A 14,478-nucleotide genomic window follows, 5' to 3' on the forward strand; every position below is an offset into this window, starting at 1 on the left:
GGCGCGGCCCCTGTAGGTTTGCGCCCAATCTCTCTATAATCCCTCCTTCATTTTTTGTATCCGCAAAACTGCCAGGTCACCCTATGCAATTTGAGTCTCCCATCGCCCGTCGCCAGTCGCGTCAGATCATGGTTGGCGATGTGCCCGTCGGCGGCGGTGCTCCCATCTCGGTGCAGAGCATGACCAACACCGACACTTGTGATGTCGCGGCTACTGTGGCTCAGGTGCAGCGCTTGCAGCAGGCGGGTGCGGACATTGTGCGGGTATCCGTCCCGAGTCTGGACGCCGCCGAAGCCTTCGGTGAAATCAAAAAGCAGGTGAGCGTGCCCCTAGTGGCGGATATTCACTTCGATTACCGCATCGCACTCAGAGTTGCCGACTTGGGTGTCGACTGCCTGCGGATCAACCCGGGTAATATCGGTCGGGAAAAGCGTATCCGCGCGGTGGTGGACAAAGCGCGCGATCTGAATATTCCGATCCGCATTGGCGTTAACGCCGGTTCCCTGGAAAAAGACTTGCAAAAAAAATACGGCGAGCCGACACCGGATGCACTGGTGGAGTCCGCCTTGCGCCACGTGGAGATTCTCGACAGCCTGGACTTCCACAATTTCAAGGTGAGCGTCAAGGCATCGGACATTTTCATGGCCACCGCTGCCTACCGAAAACTGGCCCAGCTGATAGAACAGCCCTTGCACCTGGGGATCACCGAAGCCGGCGGCCTGCGTTCCGGCACGGTCAAATCCGCCATCGGTCTCGGAGCATTGCTGCTGGACGGGATTGGCGACACGCTGCGGGTTTCCCTTGCTGCCGATCCGGTGGAAGAGGTCAAGGTGGGTTGGGATCTGCTCAAGAGCCTGCGCCTGCGCACCAAGGGGATTAACTTTATCGCCTGCCCCAGCTGTTCGCGGCAAAACTTCGACGTGGTCAAGACAATGAACGAATTGGAGGCGCGCCTTGAAGATATCACCACCCCGCTGGATGTCGCCGTGATCGGCTGCATTGTCAATGGCCCCGGGGAAGCAAAAGAGGCGGATATCGGGCTCGCCGGCGGTACGCCGAGCCACGCGATTTATGTGGACGGCCAGCCGGACCGCAAATTCAAGAACGACAACCTGGTCGACGACCTGGAAAAACTGATTCGCGAAAAGGCCGCTGCCAAGGCCGAGCGGGAGGCGGATATAATCGCCAAGGCGTAGTGCCAGGGAACTTCTGATGAATTCGCATGAGCGTTGTAGCCGGTGTCGGGGCGCTCAGGTTATGGGCTGGATATTTCGAAAATACACGAGTACATCCCTGTAACTCCGCCGGATATCTCCGTGTTTCCGGTGGTTCCGAGATATCCATCCCGTTATCTGAGCTCCCATCTGGCCTTGCAGTCTTTTTACCGCCAGGAGGCGAATTTATTAGAGGCTCCCTACAGGAGCCCGCAATAAGTGGCAGAAAATCGATGTGCAGGCGCCTAGTCGATATCGGCTCTAGTGGCGCTGAGTTAACCAGTAAGTAAGGAACACCGTTGAAACAACTTCGCGCAATTCGCGGCATGAACGATCTGCTGCCGGATCAGTCTCCGGTCTGGCAGTATGTGGAATCCACACTGAGCGAGCTCTTTGCCCGCTATGGCTACAGCGAGATCCGCACCCCTTACCTGGAGGCGACGGAGCTGTTCAGCCGCGCCGTGGGAGAAGTCACGGACATTGTCGAGAAGGAGATGTATACCTTCGATGACAAGAGCGGTGACAGTGTAACCCTGCGTCCGGAAGGCACCGCCGGCACAGTGCGCGCTGCCATCCAAAACAATTTGCTCAACCAGCCGCAGCGCCTTTGGTATTTCGGGCCCATGTTCCGCTACGAACGCCCGCAGAAAGGGCGCCTGCGGCAGTTTCACCAATTTGGTGTCGAGGTTTTCGGAATCCCGGGGCCCGATATCGACGCGGAAATCCTGATTATGACCGCGCGCCTCTGGCGTCAGTTGGGCATTGCCGACAGCGTGAGTCTGCAGCTGAACTCCCTGGGCAATGCTGCCAGCCGCGCCGCTTATCGCGAGGCCCTGGTGGATTACCTGCAGGCCCGCCGCGAGCAGTTGGACGAGGACAGTCAGCGCCGCCTGGAACGCAACCCGCTGCGCATCCTCGACAGTAAAAATCCCCAGACACAGGAACTGCTGGCCGGTGCACCCTGTCTACTGGATTTCCTGGACGAGGAATCCAAAGCCCATTTCGACGGTCTGAAGGCACTGCTGGACGCCGCCGGGGTGAGCTACGAGATCAACCCCAAGCTGGTGCGCGGTCTCGATTACTACGGCAAAACGGTATTTGAGTGGGTCACCGATAGCCTCGGCGCCCAAGGTACCGTATGCGCCGGTGGCCGCTACGATGGCTTGGTGGAACAGATGGGCGGCAAGCCGACGCCGGCGGTAGGCTTCGGCCTCGGCGTTGAGCGCTTGGTTCTGATGCTGGAGACACTGGGCGTACTGCCGGAGTTTCTGAATCGCCAAGTAGATGCCTATCTGGTGGCCGTGGGTGAGGTACAATCAGCGGCTTTAGCTGCGGCGGAGCGGCTGCGTGAAGATCTGCCCTGGCTGCGTCTGCAGGCCCATATGGGCGGCGGCAGCTTTAAGAGCCAGATGAAAAAGGCCGACAAGAGCGGTGCTGACTATGCGCTGATCATTGGCGAGGACGAGGCCGCCTCGGGGCAGGTGACGGTCAAGTACCTGCGCGAGGAACAGCCGCAACAGACTGTGGCGCTGGAGGCTTTGGCGGCGCTGCTGCGGGAGTAGTGCACGGCAACCGGAGCCACCGGTGCCGGAGCATTGAGGTAATGCGAAGACAAGGCGGTCCGCTGTCCTCGCACAGGAAAATGGTAACCCGGCTTTGTGCATCCCGGGCCCTGGAACAAAACAGGAAAGGCAAACAATTACATGGCAGACCATCTGACAGAACAAGAACAGATAGAAACGCTCAAGCGCTGGTGGGCGGAAAATGGTAAGGGAATTGTGACCGGCGTGGTTCTGGCGCTGGCCGGCTATTTCGGGTACCAGTGGTGGCAGAACTCCGAGCGGGCCAAGGCCGAGGAGGCCTCCAATCTGTACCAGAACTTTGTCGAGGCGGTGTCCGCCAATGGTGGCGAGCCGGACAACAAGCAGATGACCACTGCCAAAAGTATTAGTCAGCAGCTGAAGGACGAATTCCCCAAGGGCATCTACGCCAGCCACGCGGCTCTGCGTCTCGCCGCTGAGGCGGCAGAGGAAAACGACCTGGAAAGCGCGGAAAAAGAACTGCAGTGGGTGCTGGACAACACCCAAGAGGAAACCTTGAAACTCTTGGCCAAGCGCCGCCTGGCCGCAGTGATGGCCGCGCGCGGGAAGCCGGACGAAGGACTGAAACTGCTCGAAGGTGCTGTGCCCTCATCCTTCGCCGCGCTGTTTGCCGAGACCCGCGGCGATATTCTGTTACAAAAGGGTGAGGAGGCCGGAGCCCGCGCCGCTTACCAGCAGGCGCTGGCGCAGCTGTTGCCGGAACAGGCGGAGAGCGCCCAGCTACTGCGCCTGAAGGCAGAGAGTCTGTCTGCACAGGATGACGGCGCAGAGGACAAGAGTGAAGCACAAGGCGGTGAAAACGAAGTAGAACCTGCAGACGCAGGGGCCGAGGAGAGCAGCGAACAATGAGTTTTCTTTCCCGAGCGGCCGGCCGCGCCGCCGCCGTGGCGCTGGCAGTGGTGTTGGCCGCCTGTGCTTCCAACGAAGAAAAGGAAGACACAGATCCCGTTGAACTGGTGGATATCACCACATCGGTGGATCTAAAGGAGGTGTGGTCGCGGAACATCGGTGATATCGATGCCACTCGCTACGCCATGCTGCAACCGGCGGTGAGTGCCGGCAAACTGGTGGTGGCCAACAGTGAGGGCGAGGTCATCGCCTTGGAGCGAAACACTGGCCGGCGCTTGTGGGAGACTGATCTGGAGATAGAAATCAGCGGTGGCGTCGGCGTTGGTCTGGGCATGGTGGTGGTCATCGACTACCGCGGTCGCGCTGTGGCCCTGAATCTGGAGGACGGAGCGGAACTCTGGACCTACCAGGTGTCCGGTGAAGTGGTCTCTGTCCCGGCGATAGGTGCCGGAGTGGTTGTATTGCAGACAGTGGATGGCAAGCTGCTGGGGCTGGACGCCACCAGTGGCGGTGAACTCTGGACCCATAATACGGTACTGCCGGTACTGACCCTGCGTGGAACCGCATCGCCGGTGATCGTGGGCGGTACGGTAATTGCCGGTCTCGACAACGGTAAGTTGATCGCATTGGACGCCCGTGACGGTATTCCGCGTTGGGAACAGCGGGTCGCCATCCCTCAGGGCTCTGCGGAGCTGGATCGGGTAGTGGATATTGATGGCGCTCCAGTGGTGCGTGGCGATTTAGTTTTCGCGGCCAGCTACCAGGGCCGTGTGGTAGCCCTTTCCCGTGAAGATGGCCGCGGCCTGTGGGCACGGGATGCCTCCACCCACCAAAGCGTGGCGGTAGGCGCGGGCAATGTATACTTGAGCGATGCCGGGGGCAGTGTCTACGCCTACAATGTGGGCAATGGCCAGATTGTCTGGAACAACAACGAGCTGCTGCGCAGGGAGCTTTCCGCTCCGGCTTACTTCAGCGATGTGCTGGTAGTGGGGGATTTGGAAGGTTATCTTCACGTTCTGGATCCCGCCAACGGCCACTTTATTGGGCGTAAGCGTATAGACGGTGATCCTGTGCGAATCCCGATGCTGGTGGATGGAGATCTGCTCTTCGCTCTGTCCGACGGCGGTGAACTCGTCGCTCTACGTCTCGAACGGCACTGATAGCAGCGGCGCCACAGGTATCTTCGCCAGATATCTTCCGGCAGGGCCGGACAGTGAGGGCGTCTGATTAATTCGCGTGAACGCTGTAATGGATTCCGGGCTGCCCAGGTCCGAAGAATCTCTAGCGGCGGGAAGCAAAATAATCAGAGGCTCCTAATAAATGCCAAGTTGAAAGTAGCCCGCTTCGTGCGGGCATTCGTGTTTTTTGGATAGGCTCAAATCAGATTTATATGCTGCCAGTAATTGCCTTGGTCGGGCGCCCCAATGTGGGCAAATCCACACTCTTCAACCGGCTCACCAAGAGCCGCGACGCCTTGGTGGCCAACTACGCCGGCCTGACCCGCGACCGCAAATACGGTGAAGCGGAGATCGGCGGCCGCAGGGTGATCCTGGTGGACACCGGTGGAATCAGCGGCGGAGAAGAGGGTATAGACGCAGCCATGGCTCAGCAGTCGCTTAGAGCGATTGAAGAGGCCGATGTCGTACTATTTCTGGTGGACTGCCGCGCGGGACTCACCGCAGCGGATGAGATGATCGCCGACCAGTTGCGCTCAAGATCCAAACCCACCTTCCTGGTGGCGAACAAAGTGGATGGCGTCAACCCGGACATCGCCCTGGCCCCCTTTTACGAGCTGGGCATCGGCGAAATATTTCCCACTACGGCGACCCACGGTCGTGGCGTGCGCAGTTTGATGCAACGGGTGGCGGAAGATCTGCCGGAACAGGTGGAGACGCCGCAGTCCGAAGAGGCAACGGGTATTAAAATCGCCATCGTCGGCCGCCCCAACGTGGGCAAATCAACCCTGGTCAACCGCCTGCTGGGGGAAGAGCGGGTGGTTGTTTACGACCAACCCGGCACCACGCGCGACAGTATCTACATTAATTACCAGCGCGACGACAAACCCTACACCATTATCGATACCGCAGGGGTTCGCAGGCGCAAAAATATCAAGGAGTCCGTAGAGAAGTTTTCCATCGTTAAAACTCTGCAGGCGGTGGAAGATGCCAATGTGGTGGTGTTGGTGATTGATGCCCGCGAGGGGCTGGTCGATCAGGACATGCACCTGATGGGCAGCGTCATTCAGGCTGGGCGCGCACTGGTAGTGGCACTGAACAAATGGGACGGCCTGGAAGCGGACCACCGCGAATACGTCAAGGCGGAATTGGAGCGGCGTCTGCGCTTTGTCGATTTCGCCGATATTCACTTTATTTCCGCCTTGCACGGCACAGGGGTTGGCAATCTGTATCAATCGATTGAAGCGGCCTATCAAAGTGCCACCGATAAGCTGAGTACCAACCACCTCACGCGAATCTTGCAATGGGCAGTAAGTGAGCACCAACCACCACTGGTGCGCGGTCACCGAATCAAGCTGCGCTATGCTCATGCCGGTGGGCAGAATCCACCGGTTATTGTGATTCACGGCAACCAGACCGAAGAAGTGCCCGCGCACTATGTACGCTATCTGGAAAAAACCTACCGTAAAGCACTCGATCTGCATGGCACCCCCGTTAAGATCGAATTCCGGACTGGCACTAACCCCTATGCGGGCAGAAAACAAAAGCTGACCGATCGCCAGAAGGCCAAAAAGCGGCGGTTGATGAAATTTGTAAAAAAGAAAAAATAACTTTCTTTTGTAACACGTGTGCACAATCAACACCTCTTTTCCATGTAGGAAAGAGGTGCGGAGGGAGAGAGCAAAGAACGGAGGCGATCATGCTCGAACTCAAAAATACTGCATTGCTGCGTACCCAATCCTACGTCAACGGTCAATGGATAGACGCTGACTCAGGAGAAACCTTTGCGGTCACCAATCCAGCCACCGGTGAAGTCATTACCAGAATAGCCAATCTGGGACCCGCGGAAACCCGCCGAGCCATAGAGGCTGCGGATAAGGCGTGGCCAGCCTGGCGCAAGGCAACCGCCAAAGAGCGTGCCAACGTTCTACGCCGCTGGTTCCATCTGATAGTGGATAATGTCGATGACTTGGCAAAAATCCTTACCGCCGAACAGGGCAAACCACTAACCGAGGCCAAAACCGAAATTCTCTACGGCGCAAACTATATAGAATGGTTTTCCGAAGAGGCTAAGCGCATCTATGGCGATGTGATTGCGCCCCCCTCCAATGACAAGCGCATTGTCGTAATCAAGCAGTCCGTCGGCGTTGCCTGTTCCATCACCCCCTGGAACTTCCCCAGTGCGATGATCGCCCGCAAAATGGCCCCCGCACTTGCCGCTGGCTGTCCTTTTATCGCCAAGCCCGCTTCGGAGACACCGCTATCGGCACTGGCACTGGCAGTGTTAGCGGAAGAGGCCGGTATCCCTGCCGGTATTTTTAATGTAGTGGCCGGTAAAAGTGCACGGGAGATAGGCGCCGAGATGACAAGCAACTCTCTGGTGCGCAAGTTCACCTTTACCGGCTCCACCGCCGTAGGGCGCCTGTTGCAGACCCAATGCGCCGACACCATCAAAAAAACCTCGATGGAACTGGGTGGGAACGCCCCCTTTATTGTATTCGATGACGCGGATATCGATGAAGCGGTCAAAGGCGCTATCACCTGTAAATATCGCAACGCAGGGCAGACTTGTGTCTGTGCTAATCGCATTTTCGTGCAAGAGGGTGTCTACGATGAATTTGTGGAGAAATTTACTGCTGCGACTAAAGCTTTAAAAGTTGGCGACGGCACTGATCCAGATACCCAGGTCGGCCCTTTGATCACCAGAAAGGCAATAAAAGGTGTGCAGGAATTAGTGGACGATGCACTGCAGAAAGGTGCCAAAGCAACGATTGGCGGTGCACCTCATGAACTGGGTGAATGTTTTTACGCCCCCACGGTGCTAACTGAAGTCAACGCGCAGATGCGCCTTTTTAAAGAAGAAATCTTTGGCCCGGTAGCGCCACTGTTCAAATTCTCCTCTGAGGATGAAGTGATTCGCATGGCCAATGACACCGAATTTGGCCTTGCTTCCTATTTCTATTCCCGCGACATCGGTCGTATCTGGCGTGTAGCGGAAGCGCTGGAATATGGAATGGTAGGTATTAATGAGGGCATAATTTCCAATGAGATGGCCCCCTTTGGTGGAATAAAGGAATCCGGACTAGGGCGCGAAGGTTCCAAGTATGGCCTGGATGACTATCTGGAAATCAAATACCTCTGTATGGGCGGCGTGAATTAATAGTTGCCCGACTTCCTGCCCCATAGCGGGCAGGAGACAGCGAGAAGATAGCTTTTGAATATTTCCCCTATTGCAACGGTACACTCCTGTTTTGGAGAAAAATTCGGTGTGCCACGACAGCCTATGCTGGCTGACGCCAGTCGCGCATCTATTGAATTACTGCCTCCAGTAAATAGCCCCGATGCCATTGCAGGCATAGCAGAACACACCCACCTATGGATTATTTTTCAATTTCATCAGACGAACGGGCAGTGGTCCAGCAAGGTGCGCCCACCACGTCTTGGCGGTAACAAAAAACTCGGCGTGTTTGCCACCCGCTCGCCATTCCGCCCCAACAATATCGGCTTATCCGTGGTGCGCTTGATCGAAGTACGTACCTCTCCAAGAGTAGAACTCATCATCGGTGGTGCCGACCTGGTGGACGGAACCCCGGTGCTGGATATAAAACCCTATATTCCTTATGTGGACGCGGTTTCAGAAGCGCGCAGCGCCTTCGCAGATGCCCCACCACCTTCCCTCGCCGTTTATATTCCTGAAGAAATACAAAAAAAAGCCACCGCATACAGTGATGAGTGGGGGACAGACCTTCCTTTACTGATTCGCCAAGTTCTACAACAAGACCCTAAACCCGCATACCAAACACCTGATCCAGAGCGTATCTATGGTATGCGGCTTTGTGGTTTTAACCTGCGTTGGCGTTATACATCTGGCGGTATTGAGGTTGTATCATTGAGTTAACCTGGTAAATAGGTTTTCCGGTCTAACTTGGAAAAAGGATTCAATTGATTGGATGTTCTTTATTGCTTCAGGGAATCCCTGATTAATTTGTATAAGCACTTTGGCTAGTCTTAGGCGTTCAAGTAACAGGGTGTCCGCTTCAAGAATGTCCCTTCAATTTCACTAGTCAGCTACCCTAATTTAAGAATTTTAAATTAGGGTTTTATCGCATAGACTTCATTTTGTTGAAGTGAGGTATTTATCACAAATAAGTTGTGAGCTATATCAATAAGTAGTGCACCCCTGAGATTAGTCTAAAAAATTTCGCTATGTAGCTGTGTAAGTATGTAATAGCTTGTAATGAAATAATATTGACGAAATTATGCTTGTGTCATTACTATTGCCCGCCTTGGGGGTGGTTTTTCTTTTAACCGCAAATAAATAACAAAATGAGTAATTAGGTGTGACGGGAACTTTCACATCTGTAATTCGCGGATTTGGATTGCTCTGCGTTTTTTGGGGATTTTCGTATTGTCTTAGTGCGAAAGCGGCAGAAGCTGAGGCTGATTACTGTTCCGCTGACGCTTCTGGTAATTACTTCACTCCACTTGCGCCCGTGAGGGCGGAAACATCCGAACTCTGCTTTACTCACTCTGAAGAGATTAAGAGTGTCGAGAATTTAGTGCTTGCTGATGTTGCTGTACAGCCTCAATTTCATGATCCCGCACTGAATGTTATACACCTGTCTGGCAGGCAGCTCAAAACAAAGGTGTTTTTGAAGAATAAGCCTTTGCTTATCGTTGCGGAGCCTTATAAAAGGCACTCGATGGCAAAATTATGTAAGGAGCTTATTCAGGGCGGATTTCAAAGCCCAAAGATTCTCATAGGTGGTGATATAGCCGGTAGCGATACTGTCAGCATTGTATCGGTAGAAGATTTTATTGTTGAAGTAAGCAACTTTGGTGCAGTTACAGTTGCGACCAGTCGGCAGGTGGCTAAAGAACTTTCAGTATTGGGAATCGCGTCAGTTGCTGTTGAAGAAAATTTACAGTTGGCACCAGTCGTGCATAAAGCAGCACTGGATTATTCAATAAATGGTTATTTTCCCGTATTCGTGGTTGGACGAAAAAGTGAAGAGGCAAAACTGAAATTACAGCTAGAAGGTGAGCCACTTAGTGATGTCTACTTGGTTTCTGGCGGAATAGAGCAGGTTAAAAGTGCGCTGAAAATGAGCGCACTAAGAGCTGTTAAAAGACAGGGATTGGATGGGGTGTCCAGCTGTGGCGGTTAAAAAAGAGGGTGTGAGGATTTTGGGTAGTGAATCTATAGCTGGAGTCGATAGTAAAGAAATAATGCTTTCACCTTTGTCTCATAGAGTTCGGATAAAACATTTTTTCGGTTATGTTTTTTTGGTTGCTCTTTTGGCGACTGTGTTGGCTGGGATTGGTTGGTTATATATTCACTGGCATAAGCGAGATTCTATTTACGAAATTGAAAAAACAATTCGTTATAGCTTTCTTGTGAAAAATAAAACTGCAGAATACCTTGAAAGTGCATCATTAAAGGTTTTTGCTCCTGTACCGCGGAATTCATATCAATTGATGGAAACTATAACAGCTAATAAACCTTTTGAAATTCAGTTAGATCAATCCGGAAATCAATCGTTGATATTTCATCTAAAAGGTGTTTCTCCCTATGCCAGTGAAGTGATAAGTATTACTGCAGAGATGAGGTTGGCCGGAAACCCGCAGCCATTTACTTTAGAGACTGAACCGCTTTTAGCTGTAGAGCCTAATATCGAAGTGAATGATCCGGATATTCGCGAATTGGCAGGCAAGTTGGGCGGAAATATCGATAGCATAGCTGCGTGGATTTATAAAAATGTAAAAGATGTTGGTTACATAGCGGAAGATCGGGGGGCGCGTTACGCGATCACCAAGTTAAGAGGAGATTGTACGGAGTTTGCCTCTGCATTTGTTGCCTTGGCAAGAGTTTCTGGTATTCCTTCGCGGATGGTTGCAGGTTTTATGATGGAGGATTCAGGAAGGTTGCAGGCGGAAAATTACCATAATTGGTCTGAATATCAGACGGGCAATACGTGGAGTGTTGCTGATGTGCAAAATAACACTATTGATTTCGGGTATGGAAAGTATATCTCTTTTTATAGTTTTGATAGGTATTCTCGGTTAGGAAATAGCCATAGATTCTTAAGTTTCGATGAGCGTTTAGATGTGCAGATGCTCTAAAAGGTCAGAGTTATGACTGCTCGATATGTATTGAATAGAGATTTGTTGTGTTAGCAATTTGAGAATTTTGACTGGTTCTATGTACAGGTATGTTGGGGATATGAATTACTTAGGGACTGAAGTAAAGGGATATTTGTCAGCGTTGCTGGTGCTTCTACTTTTCCTATCAGAGATTCCAGTGTGTGGAGCTGAAGATAGCGGTAAAGTAGATGAATATCGGAGTCTCGTTATAAATGATTCTCCGCTGGCATACTGGCCTCTAGATGACAGTATGAGTGGGGGGAGTGCTGATGTAATGGGGAATGCTCCTGATATTACTAGCGGTGAGGATCTAGAGTTTGTTGAGATGCAACCTAATTTGGGTGGTGCAATAAAACTGGATGGTGAAAAACAATACTTAAAGGTAAACCCAAACATTCCTCGTTTGCCAGATACATTCTCTATAGAGTTATGGATTCAGTTTGATGAAATGGCTGGTGAGGATGAAAGAGGAATATTGTTTGTTCCGTCTACTAATGATCGTAAAGGTTTATTTGTAGCTGATGAAGATAGTGAAGATTTTTCCTTTGGGGCTACAAAAAAAGGGCATGTTGCATTTTCTTATTGGGGGGATTTTTCGTATTCCGTATCAGATCCAGACCCTATAGTGGCTGGTGAACTTTATCACTATGTGGTTACATATGGAGATGAAGTTCTTTCTTTGTATAGGAATGGCACGCTTGTAAATTCTATCGAAGAGTTTGAGAGTATTTATATTTATTCGGATAGCTATTTTATTGGAGGACATCCTTCTTCAAATAATAATGATGTTCAAGTGGAGGAGGTGATAAATGGCTTGGTGAGTGATATTGCTATATATGATTATGCGCTCTCTGGAGATAAGGTAGAACAACATTATAAATCGGGTGTTGGTATTTCAGACTCTGACTATTTGGTGATAACCAATGATACAATAATTTTGGAATCGGATACTAGATTCGAAAATAAACATATCCACGTCGACGGAGCATCCTTGACACTTGATGGAAGTCACAAGTTTTCTAGCATGACTTTATCGAGTGGTGCAGTTTTAAAACATTCGGTTGGCGCAAGTATAGATTTGGAGGTGGAAGGGGTTTTAGAGATTGACTCATCTTCGAAAATCGATGTTTCAGAGCTTGGAAACTTATCTGATCCACAAAACTGCGAAGCTTGTGGCGGTGCACATGCTAGCTATGGCGGCGGCCGGGGACAGATACCTTACGGAAGTTATAAGCAGCCGTTAGAGTTGGGGGCAGGCGGGAAGCACTCAGTAAATGGCGTGGCAGGGGCCCGTGGGGGTGGTAGTCTTCATCTGAAAGCAAAAAAATTGATGTTGAATGGCAATATCCTGGCAAATGGGGGGGCAATAACGAGTTCTTATGAAGGGGGGTATTCTGGTGGCGGTGCTGGAGGTTCCATATTCCTGCAGGTGGATGAGATTGAAGGAGACGGAAGTATCAGTGCTCATGGTGGTGCTGGAAATAATTCATACGCTAATGGTGGTAGTGGTGGGCGAATAGCCGTTTACTATAAACCAGGCAGTGTTTTTAATTTTATTAAGCAGATTTCAGCAAAGGGCGGTAAAGGGAAGTTATACGGTGGCCCTGGGAGTGTGTTTCTCCATGACGGCGCCGTTGAAAAATTAAATGTTAAAAATGCTAATGCTGAATTTGGTAGCCTTAAATACTGGGATGTTGAGGAGGGTGATGCTCAAGTTCATTCTGTAAGCCCATCCCCTAGTTCTACAGATCTTGGTGGCTCCTATTATATTTATGGTGGCAGTAAAACGGAAGAATCCAGGATTTCACAAGAGGTTAGCCTTATAGGTGGTAATATTTCTCAAGCCGAAATTGATGAAGGAAAAATAGCATTATCAGTAAGCTGGATACAGTCGTCATATAGTGGGGATGACGAGGGTCAAATAATTTTGGAGTATCTTGATGCTTATGGAAATAAGATATCTGAAAGCACTAGCGAGCTTACGACGACAGAAGCTCAGGAATGGGAGCAAAGAAACTTAGTTTCAACTGTGCCGGTAGGAACGACTTCCTTTAACTTGGTTATTCGGTCTGTTCGCAGAAGTGGGGTAGATGCGGATAGTTATTACGATAACATCCGGATTACGGCTCATCGTATTGATTATGATCCTGTGGGTGGAGAGGATTTTTCAGGTCTGTTAATTTTGGATAATCAAGCATCAGATTCCAAAGCAGAGCCTTATGTTCTAGAAAACACAGCAAGAGAGGATATCTTGCTAAGAAATGCCGCGTTGCAGATTCCGGAAGGTGTTGATCTGAGAACTCACTCTATTCGAGGAAATAAAAACGCATTAGTAACCTTCAGTGGATCATTTTCGTATGAGGCGGAAGATTTTATAGTGGATGGATACACCCTTGTAATGAGTTCATCCTATGATTTTGATTCATTGTTTGCCGTTGTGAATCGGGGTGGGGTAACTATACCCTCTGCAGAAGAAGATACCTTTTTATTACAAATTTCAGCTAATGATATATATATCGCTGATAATTCTTCGGTAGATGTTAGTGCAAAGGGAAAAAAACCTATAGAAGGTAGCCATTTTAAATCTGGTGGCAGTTATGGAGGTGTGGGTGGTGCAGATCCAGTGTCAGGAACGGTAGCCGAGACTTTCGGTTCGATTGAGATGCCGACAGACTTTGGCGTAGGAGGTTATGGTTCGGATGTCTCTATGTCAGGAACCCGAGGTGGTGGCGCCATAAAGTTAATTGCCAATAACAAGTTCGAAGTTTATGGCGATATTTTGGCTAATGGAGAAGATGGTCTATCGCAGGTCGGTGCGGGAAGTGGCGGCTCAATATGGATAGAGGCAAAGGAACTGATCGGAAATAGCAATACGCTGATAGAAGCTTCCGGTGGACGTGGTTACTTCGCTGCTTCCGGTGGTGGTGGTCGAGTCGCAATTTATTATGACTCACTGACAGGGTTTGATCCTGCTGCCCGTGTTTTTGCGCGAGCTGGTAATAACTACTCTGGAACGACGGCTTATGGGGGGCCGGGAACAGTTTACCTTTATGATCGTTCTGCAGAATTCAACAATGCTAAGTTGCAGATCGCTAACCATAATGCATCTACATCATATGCGCCCTATACGTTCAGCGGACAGGTAGACGCCCCGATATTTATCAGTAATGCACGCGCGATTATAGAGGAAGGAACCTATCTAAACTCTTCGATTTCTGGTGCAGGATATAGTAGTGCCTATGTGAGTGCAAAGGGAGACTTTACAGTAGCCAATAATAACTTGGTTGTTGACGGTTATACGCTTGAGCTGCCTCAGGATTACAGCTTTGATTCCATTTCGGTTAAGAACAATGGAAAGATCACTACACCGGCGGCGTCAGGCACTTTTACTTCAGGCATTACCCTGACTGCTAATGACTTCTATATCAGCTCCAACTCCTATATTGATGTCAGCAGCAAGGGACGTCTACCGGAGGAAGGTGAACACTGGAAATC

Annotated in this window: 10 protein-coding genes; all 10 read left to right on the forward strand. The window is 51.0% G+C overall.

Features of this window, described 5'->3' with window-relative positions; genetic code table 11:
• The first annotated feature begins 83 nt into the window (after nucleotides 1-83).
• Nucleotides 84-1,196 carry a flavodoxin-dependent (E)-4-hydroxy-3-methylbut-2-enyl-diphosphate synthase gene (gene ispG, locus BM155_RS15985; RefSeq protein ID WP_067154611.1) on the forward strand — a complete coding sequence of 371 codons (1,113 nt, stop codon included), beginning with the start codon at nucleotides 84-86 and terminating at the stop codon, nucleotides 1,194-1,196.
• Between the two features lie 317 nt (nucleotides 1,197-1,513).
• Nucleotides 1,514-2,776 (forward strand): histidine--tRNA ligase, encoded by a 1,263-nt coding sequence (hisS, locus tag BM155_RS15990; RefSeq protein WP_074904255.1) that lies wholly within the window; start codon nucleotides 1,514-1,516, stop codon nucleotides 2,774-2,776.
• A gap of 141 nt (nucleotides 2,777-2,917) precedes the next feature.
• Nucleotides 2,918-3,664, forward strand: coding sequence for a YfgM family protein (locus BM155_RS15995; RefSeq protein WP_074904258.1), 747 nt, complete (start codon nucleotides 2,918-2,920; stop codon nucleotides 3,662-3,664).
• Nucleotides 3,661-4,824: an outer membrane protein assembly factor BamB gene (gene bamB, locus BM155_RS16000; protein WP_067154602.1), complete on the forward strand. Its 1,164-nt coding sequence runs from the start codon at nucleotides 3,661-3,663 to the stop codon at nucleotides 4,822-4,824. Before BM155_RS15995 ends, bamB begins: the two co-directional genes overlap by 4 nt.
• A gap of 230 nt (nucleotides 4,825-5,054) precedes the next feature.
• Nucleotides 5,055-6,449, forward strand: a complete 1,395-nt coding sequence (der, locus tag BM155_RS16005; RefSeq protein WP_067154598.1) for a ribosome biogenesis GTPase Der — start codon at nucleotides 5,055-5,057, stop codon at nucleotides 6,447-6,449.
• Between the two features lie 89 nt (nucleotides 6,450-6,538).
• A complete protein-coding gene (locus tag BM155_RS16010) occupies nucleotides 6,539-7,999 on the forward strand; it encodes an NAD-dependent succinate-semialdehyde dehydrogenase (protein WP_074904260.1) in 1,461 nt (486 codons plus the stop codon).
• Nucleotides 8,000-8,053: 54 nt separating this feature from the next.
• Nucleotides 8,054-8,737: a tRNA (N6-threonylcarbamoyladenosine(37)-N6)-methyltransferase TrmO gene (tsaA, locus tag BM155_RS16015; RefSeq protein WP_067154593.1), complete on the forward strand. Its 684-nt coding sequence runs from the start codon at nucleotides 8,054-8,056 to the stop codon at nucleotides 8,735-8,737.
• A 442-nt stretch (nucleotides 8,738-9,179) separates the two neighbouring features.
• Nucleotides 9,180-10,007: a hypothetical protein gene (locus BM155_RS16020; protein WP_139223305.1), complete on the forward strand. Its 828-nt coding sequence runs from the start codon at nucleotides 9,180-9,182 to the stop codon at nucleotides 10,005-10,007.
• Nucleotides 9,997-10,962, forward strand: a complete 966-nt coding sequence (locus BM155_RS16025; protein WP_175487814.1) for a transglutaminase-like domain-containing protein — start codon at nucleotides 9,997-9,999, stop codon at nucleotides 10,960-10,962. Before BM155_RS16020 ends, BM155_RS16025 begins: the two co-directional genes overlap by 11 nt.
• A 100-nt stretch (nucleotides 10,963-11,062) precedes the next feature.
• A partial coding sequence (locus BM155_RS16030; RefSeq protein ID WP_175487815.1) for a LamG domain-containing protein occupies nucleotides 11,063-14,478 on the forward strand: 3,416 nt, incomplete at its 3' end.

The organism is Microbulbifer thermotolerans (assembly GCF_900112305.1).
Lineage (GTDB): Bacteria > Pseudomonadota > Gammaproteobacteria > Pseudomonadales > Cellvibrionaceae > Microbulbifer > Microbulbifer thermotolerans.